1 protein-coding gene and 1 pseudogene are annotated in these 1278 nt (G+C 61.1%); one reads left to right on the plus strand and one right to left on the minus strand.

The genetic code is table 11. From position 1 onward, the window contains the following. Positions 1-105 precede the first annotated feature (105 nt). Entirely contained in the window at positions 106-348 is a 243-nt protein-coding gene (locus AC1DY5_RS56060; protein ID WP_478122777.1) for a hypothetical protein, read from the minus strand. 549 nt (positions 349-897) lie between these two features. On the opposite strand from AC1DY5_RS56060, the pseudogene AC1DY5_RS56065 reads away from it, so the two are divergent. Continuing rightward, positions 898-1139 (plus strand): annotated as a pseudogene (locus AC1DY5_RS56065) (IS110 family transposase); the annotation flags it as partial. Positions 1140-1278: the final 139 nt, after the last annotated feature.

Consider the following 1278-nt stretch of genomic DNA (forward strand, 5'->3'; position numbering starts at 1 on the left):
AATGGGTGCTTCGAGATGCCCTTCGGCGCCACRCCAAGTGGCCGGTATATGCCGACTCCGGGTGGTCGGATTACGCCGACTCGCGACACGGGAACCGCAGCATCGTCAGCGAATGGCTGTACGCGCCCTGCCCTGCCCTGCCCTGCCATGCCATGCCATGCCTGCAGCAGCCTCCTTCGCATTGCCTTCCGGTTCAGTGCCGCGCACCATCACGTACCACACGGCCTGGTTCGTCTGCGGGTTGACCTCGATGCAGCCGTATTCCTGCCAGGTGTCGAACAGGCGGTCGTTCTTGATCTCGTCTGGTACAGCTTCGTCCGGTTGGTGAGTCTTGATCCATTCGCGCACGAGTTCGTGCCACCAGGCTGTTCTTGTCTTGGCCGGACAGGTGCTGGTTCAAGTCGTCGAAGGGCTTGGCCCACATCGCCAGGAACCGATGCAGGCGATGCATCCGAAACTTCCCGTGCTCAACAGCCCACCCGCCACGCAGCGCGCGCGACCCGCTTCACCCTGCGCTGGCGCCTGCAGAGGGGATGGACCTCACGGCCGCAACGCTGTGTTGCGGTTCCAAGCAGGCTTCGGCCCAGCTCACGGACTCGCAACTGGCGATGATGCTTCTTCCAAGCATCGCACCGGCCAGCGCTCTTTTCGTCGCTCCCCTGCTCTGCCGTACCTTCGCTGGCATGCTCCTCCTCCGACTCGCGGGTGAAGACGCGCTCGCCATCGAGCGTGACGGTGTTGACTACCACGCAGCGCGGAAATGCCACGCCGGGCCGTAAGGTCAGGACAGAGAATGCATCTTCCCCGTTCGGGTTGCTTACACGCTTAGACTGAATGTTCTAGGGTCGAGGCCTTTTGAGCCTGACCGAGAGTCTTTCAAGAACTGAGACGCTTCCTGCGGTGCACGTCAAGACCAGCTACCTGCGAGCGCAGTTCCTGCGCATCAAGGCACGCCGTGGTGCCAAGAAGGCCATCCTCGCCGTGGCCGCTTCTATGCTCACCGCCTCGTACCACATGCTTCGCACGACTTGGGCAGCGAACACTTCGACCGCCAAGATCGCAGCAAAACTATCCGCCGCCTTATGAAACGACTTCAAGACCTGGGCTGCGATGTTCCTGTGCTGGCTCATACGGGATAGCGCTTCTTAGTAGTAGAGTCAGTCGCGACACCGTCAAATGCACACATCCAGGTGTGAGCACAATCAGGCGATTCTCCTCATGCCGGCGCGATTCCGACAGAGGGGCCTTGAGACCACGCTACGGAGAAAAGGACATGAC

The organism is Variovorax sp. P4_D9 (assembly GCF_056401695.1).